This window comes from Methylobacterium sp. WL103 (assembly GCF_008039885.1).
In the GTDB taxonomy this organism is placed as follows: Bacteria; Pseudomonadota; Alphaproteobacteria; order Rhizobiales; family Beijerinckiaceae; genus Methylobacterium; species Methylobacterium cerastii.
This window is the reverse complement of the sequence record NZ_VRUX01000308.1, coordinates 1-4956: the sequence shown is the minus strand read 5'-3', so window position 1 is coordinate 4956 and position 4956 is coordinate 1. Positions and strand designations below refer to the sequence as shown.

Genomic DNA, 4956 nt, shown 5'->3' with positions numbered 1-4956 from the left:
CATCCGCACCTCCTCGGCGTGGCTGCGCCCGTCGCGGGCGGCCTGCGACAGGCGGTAGATCGCCTCCGACACCTCCGGCGAGCCGACGAAGATCCGCTCGACCGGGCGCAGCGTCGAGAAGCTGTCGCCGCCCGCCACGTTCAGGTAGGCCTCGTTGGCGTAGATCAGCCGGCCGCCCTCCTCGACCACGACGGTGGCCTCGGGGGCGGCGTCGACGATCGCCTTGGTGATGTCGTCGCGCCCGCCCTGCCCGCTGAGCTGGATCGCCCCGATCGCCATCGCGAACAGGAAGAACACGCCGGCCATGGCGAGCAGCGCCAGCAGCCAGATGATCAGCGACTGCGCCTGCTCGTTGGCTACGAACGACAGCCCGATCGCCGCCCCGACCAGCAGCCCGGCGAGCACGAGCAGCAATCCGACCCGCCCGGGCCGTTCCGACCGGTCGATCGAGCCCGAAACCGCGGGCGTGGGTCCACTCAGATCCGGCATCGGGCCTTGAATCCACAAACGAAGGACCGGTTATGCCCTCACCCCGCCGATCGGCAAGCGCTGTCTTTCAGGACGCGCCGACTTCCGACGGGGGCCGCCTTCCGGTCGGTCCCGGCTTAGTCTGGCCGAGGAAGGTGGACAAACCGTGCGTTCGGCGCGCTCACGCGGCCCGGCGGCGCAGGCGCATGACGAAGCCGATCACCTCGGCGACCGCCTTGTAGTGCTCGGCCGGGATCGCCTCGTCGATCTCCACGGTGGCGTGGAGCGCACGCGCCAGCGGCGGGTTCTCCAGCACCGGAACGTCGTGCGACTTGGCGAGCTCGCGGATGCGGAAGGCCAGGGAGTCGACGCCCTTGGCGACGACGACCGGCGCGCCCATCCCGGCCTCGTAGCGCAGGGCCACCGCGTAGTGGGTCGGGTTGGTGATGACCACCGTGGCAGTCGGCACCGCCGCCATCATCCGCTTCTTCACCCGCTGCATGCGGATCTGCTTCATCCGCCCCTTCACCTCGGGGTTGCCGTCGGATTCCTTCATCTCCTGCTTCATCTCCTCCTTGGACATGCGCAGGCGCTGGCGCCAGCGGTAGCGCTGGTACAGGGCGTCGGCCATCGTGATCGCTAGGTGGATGGCGAGCACGCCGCCGAGCAGCTTGATGCTGATGCCGAGGATCGCCGTGAGGCAGGCGGCTGGGTCGAGGCGGGCGAACACCTCGAGGCGGTCGCGGTCGCGCCACAGCAGGGTCCCGACCACGACGCCGACCACCGCCATCTTGGCGAGGCCCTTCACGAACTGGAACAGCGCCTCCATCCCGAGGATGCGCTTGACGCCGGCCATCGGCGAGATCCGCTCGAACTTCGGCCCGAGCGTCTCGGTGGTGAAGACCAGCGGGTGCTGCAGCAGGCCGGCGGCCAGACCCGCCACCGCCACGAGCCCGGCCGGCACCGCGAGCGCCTGCAGCCAGATCGTCAGGGTACGGCCCGCGATGCCCACCATGGCGTGCGGGTCGTCGGGCACCGCGTGGGCGTTCATCAGGAAGCCGCGCATCTCGGCGACGAGCCCGCGGGCGATGCTCGGCCCCGCGATCACCAGCGCCAGGGTGAAGGCCGCCAGGATCGCGAAGGTGTTTATCTCGGTGCTGGTCGCGACGTTGCCCTGCTCGATCGCCTGGTCGAGGCGCCGCTGGGTCGGTTCTTCGGTCTTGTCTTCCTGCTCGGTGCCCTCGGACATGGCTCAGCCGCTCCCGAGACGGACCAGGATATGTCCACGTTCGGCGCCGACCTGCCCCCTCTCCCATGGGGAGAGGGCTGGGGTGAGGGTCGTGACCTCGCCGGAAAACTCACGCCCCTCATCCTGTCCTTCTCCCCCTGGGAGAAGGGACCTGCGCCTCGACCACGCGATGGTCCGACACCGGCTCACCGTCCGGCGAATTCCAGCAGGTAGCGGCCGAGGTCGTCCAGGAACACGGTCATCATCACGCCGAGCGAGCCGAACAGGATCAGCATGCCGATCAGCACCGAGGCCGGCACCGCGACGAAGAACACCTGCAGCTGCGGCATCAGCCGCGACAGCACCCCGAGGCCGAGGTTGAACAGGATGCCGAAGGCGATGAACGGCGAGGCGATCTGCACGCCGAGGGTGAAGCCGCGGCCGATCGCCTTGAGCGCCAGGGTCGCCGCGTCGCCGAAGGCCGGCACCGCCTGCGGCGGCAGCACCGCGTAGCTCCGCCCGATCGCGTCGAGCGCCACGTGGTGCAGGTCGGCCGCCAGGATCAGCGTGATGCCGAGAAGCGAGAGGAAGTTGCCGAGCGCCGGCTGCTGGCCACCCTGCGACGGGTCGACGGTCATGGCGTAGGACAGGCCGACCTGCTGCGAGATGATCAGGCCCGCGGTCTGGAGCGCGGCGAGGATCATCCGCACGGTCAGCCCGATCACCAGCCCGACCAGCGTCTCCGAGAACAGCAGGCCGATCAGCCGTGGCGTGCCGATCGCGTCGGAGCCCACCGCCAGCAGCGGCCGCACCATGGGGAACAGCAGCAGCGAGACCAGCAGGGCGAAGGACAGCCGGATGCGCGGCGAGACCGATTGCTCGCCGACGCCCGGCATCAGCATGATCAGCGTACCGACCCGGGCGAAGGTCAGCAGGTAGGCCGCCGCGATCCCGGGCAGGAGCAGGTTCATGCGCCGTCATAGCAGCCGGCCGCCCGCTTCGTCTCTTCTCACTGTCCGGCGGCGATGCGCGCGGCGATGCGGGTCATGTAGCCGGCGAGCGCGTCGCCCATGAACGGCAGCATCAGCAGCAAGGCCGCGAACACCGAGACGATCTTGGGCACGTAGATCAGGGTCTGCTCCTGGATCTGCGTCAGCGCCTGGACCAGCGAGACCACGAGCCCGACGGCCAGCGCCACCAGCATCAGCGGGCCGGCGACCTTGAGGAAGACGAAGATGCCGTCGCGCGCGACGTCGAGGATGGCGAGTCCGGTCATGGGTCTGGATGCTTGCTCGAACCGTTGGGGGATGTGACGCCTCGGCCCGCCCCGGGAACGGGGCTGGGCCTGGTCCGGCTAGATCTGCATCCGCATGATCTCCTCGTAGGCCGAGATCATCCGGTCGCGCACGGCGACCATGGTCTGCAGCGCGGTCTCGCTCTCGGCCACCGCCGTGACCACGTCGACCACGTTGGCCTTGCCGGCGGCCACCGCCATGCCCTGGGCGTCGGCCTTGCGGCCGGCGTCGCCGACGCCGTCGAGCGCCCGGCCCAGGAGCTGGGTGAAGTCGCCGCCCGCCCCTTGCGTCGGCTGGATCTTCGGCGCGCCCTTTAAGGCGCCGACGTTCTGGACGGCGGCGTAGGCGCCCGCCGCGAAGTTGCTGCTGGCCATGGTGGTCTTCCGCCTACTTCAGGATCTCGAGGGTGCGGGAGATCATCCGGCGCGCGGTGGTGACCATGTTGAGGTTCGCCTCGTAGGAGCGCTGGGCCTCGCGCATGTCCATGTTCTCGATCAGCCCGTTGACGTTGGGCATGCGCACCTCGCCCTTGGCGTCGGCTGCCGGGTTGCCGGGATCGTACTTGGTCCGGAAGGCAGTCATGTCGCGGCGCACGCGGCCCGCCTCGACGAGGTTCGCGCCGGTCTCGCGGTCGACGTGGCTCCTGAAGGTCGGGATCTTGCGCCGGTAGGGCTCGCCGTTGGCGCTCTGGGGCGCGGAATCCGCGTTGGCGATGTTCTCGGCGATGATCCGCATCCGGCCGGACTGCGCCTTGAGGCCGGCGGCGGCGATCGTGAGCGACTTGTTGAAATCCATGGCTCAGTCCCTTCCGATCACGTCTGTTCCGCCGGTCATTTCTTGCCGATGGCGATCTTCAGGACGTCGAGGCTCTTCTGGTACATCGACGCGGCGAGCTGGTAGTCCGACTGGTTGTCGCCGGACTTCATCATCTCGTCCTCGAGGTTGACCCCGTTGCCGCTCGGGCGGATCTCGAATTCCGTCACGCGGCGCGGGTCGGCGCCGACGCCCGCGTCGCCCGAGGCGGCGATGTGGCCGGCATTGGTCAGCGTCATCCCGCTGCCCGTCGAGGCCGCGAGGCCCGTGGCGCGGTCGAAGCTCGGCTGCGCGAGGTCGCGCGGGCGAAAGCCCGGCATGTCGGCGTTGGCGACGTTCTCGGCGAGCAGCTTCTGGCGCGCCTGATGCCACTGCATCTTGGTGCGGAGCATTCCGAGCAGCGGCATGTCGGTGACGGCCACGGTGGGGCTCCGGATTGCGCGGCGGCCCTGTCTCCGGCCGCCCGGCAAAATCTGCCGCCCTCATGGTTAACGTCGGGTTAAGCTTTTGGCCGCGGCACGCGGAGCGAAGCTGTTAACGAAGACTTAACGATGATTGCCCGGCGGGGGGGCGCCCGTGATACTGACGGGGTGGTTTTGCGTAGGGCCGTCCCGGACCCGTGAAGAACGAGAGTAGTGTCCGTGCAATGGTTGCAGTCCGTGTTCGGGTCTGACGGCTCTCCGGTCGTGCAGTACGTCGCCATCTTCGCCGTGATCTTCGCGGTGCTGACGGTGATCGTGCTGGTGGTGCGGCGCCTCGGCGGCGGCGGCCTCGCCGACGCGAAGCGCGGCGGCCAGCGCGGGCGCCAGCCGCGGCTGGGCATCGTCGACGTGTACGAGCTCGACCGGCAGCGCCAGCTGATCCTGCTGCGGCGCGACAACGTCGAGCACCTGCTGCTCGTCGGCGGCCCGAACGACGTGGTGATCGAGCGCCACATCCAGCGCGGGCAGCAGCGCGACCCGGCCCTGCGCCCCGAGGCGATGGCCGAGCCCCTCGCGGCGCCCTTCGCCGAAACCCTGGCCGAGGCGGGGCCCGACCCGTTTTCCGGTCTCGAGACGCAGGCCCAGGCCGCGTTCCGGCCCGACTTCTCCATGCCGATCGTGCTCGCCCCGACCTGACTCTTATAAACAAATGACGCTCCCCACGACACCA

At 69.4% G+C, this 4956-nt stretch carries 8 protein-coding genes; 1 reads left to right on the top strand and 7 read right to left on the bottom strand.

All coding sequences use genetic code 11. From position 1 onward, the window contains the following. From FV222_RS17040 to flgB, 7 genes are all read right to left on the bottom strand, one after another. Positions 1-489, bottom strand: a 489-nt coding sequence (locus FV222_RS17040; RefSeq protein WP_348644943.1) for a PAS domain-containing protein, incomplete at its 3' end; no start/stop codon positions are given. Between the two features lie 160 nt (positions 490-649). Next, on the bottom strand, positions 650-1717 hold the full coding sequence (flhB, locus tag FV222_RS17035; RefSeq protein WP_147764916.1) for a flagellar biosynthesis protein FlhB: 1068 nt from the start codon (positions 1715-1717) through the stop codon (positions 650-652). A 185-nt stretch (positions 1718-1902) separates the two neighbouring features. Further along, a complete protein-coding gene (gene fliR, locus FV222_RS17030; RefSeq protein WP_147754438.1) occupies positions 1903-2667 on the bottom strand; it encodes a flagellar biosynthetic protein FliR in 765 nt (254 codons plus the stop codon). Between the two features lie 38 nt (positions 2668-2705). Continuing rightward, positions 2706-2972 (bottom strand): flagellar biosynthesis protein FliQ, encoded by a 267-nt coding sequence (fliQ, locus tag FV222_RS17025; RefSeq protein ID WP_147728151.1) that lies wholly within the window; start codon positions 2970-2972, stop codon positions 2706-2708. A gap of 78 nt (positions 2973-3050) precedes the next feature. Further along, positions 3051-3365 carry a flagellar hook-basal body complex protein FliE gene (fliE, locus tag FV222_RS17020; RefSeq protein WP_147764915.1) on the bottom strand — a complete coding sequence of 105 codons (315 nt, stop codon included), beginning with the start codon at positions 3363-3365 and terminating at the stop codon, positions 3051-3053. A 13-nt stretch (positions 3366-3378) separates the two neighbouring features. After that, on the bottom strand, positions 3379-3786 hold the full coding sequence (gene flgC, locus FV222_RS17015; protein ID WP_147754436.1) for a flagellar basal body rod protein FlgC: 408 nt from the start codon (positions 3784-3786) through the stop codon (positions 3379-3381). Positions 3787-3821: 35 nt separating this feature from the next. Continuing rightward, positions 3822-4226 carry a flagellar basal body rod protein FlgB gene (flgB, locus tag FV222_RS17010; protein ID WP_147754435.1) on the bottom strand — a complete coding sequence of 135 codons (405 nt, stop codon included), beginning with the start codon at positions 4224-4226 and terminating at the stop codon, positions 3822-3824. A 219-nt stretch (positions 4227-4445) separates the two neighbouring features. Here flgB and FV222_RS17005 point away from each other — a divergent pair, with 219 nt between their 5' ends. Then, the gene (locus FV222_RS17005; RefSeq protein WP_348644942.1) at positions 4446-4922 is read left to right on the top strand and encodes a hypothetical protein; all 477 of its coding nucleotides are present in this window, start codon (positions 4446-4448) and stop codon (positions 4920-4922) included. The last annotated feature ends 34 nt before the right edge of the window (positions 4923-4956 follow it).

Excerpts from the sequence above, each read along its gene's own strand:
- flgC (WP_147754436.1), bottom strand. The coding sequence starts at position 3,786 with ATGGATTTCAACAAGTCGCTCACGATCGCCGCCGCCGGCCTCAAGGCG.
- fliR (WP_147754438.1), bottom strand. The coding sequence starts at position 2,667 with ATGAACCTGCTCCTGCCCGGGATCGCGGCGGCCTACCTGCTGACCTTC.
- flhB (WP_147764916.1), bottom strand. The coding sequence starts at position 1,717 with ATGTCCGAGGGCACCGAGCAGGAAGACAAGACCGAAGAACCGACCCAG.
- fliE (WP_147764915.1), bottom strand. The coding sequence starts at position 3,365 with ATGGCCAGCAGCAACTTCGCGGCGGGCGCCTACGCCGCCGTCCAGAAC.
- fliQ (WP_147728151.1), bottom strand. The coding sequence starts at position 2,972 with ATGACCGGACTCGCCATCCTCGACGTCGCGCGCGACGGCATCTTCGTC.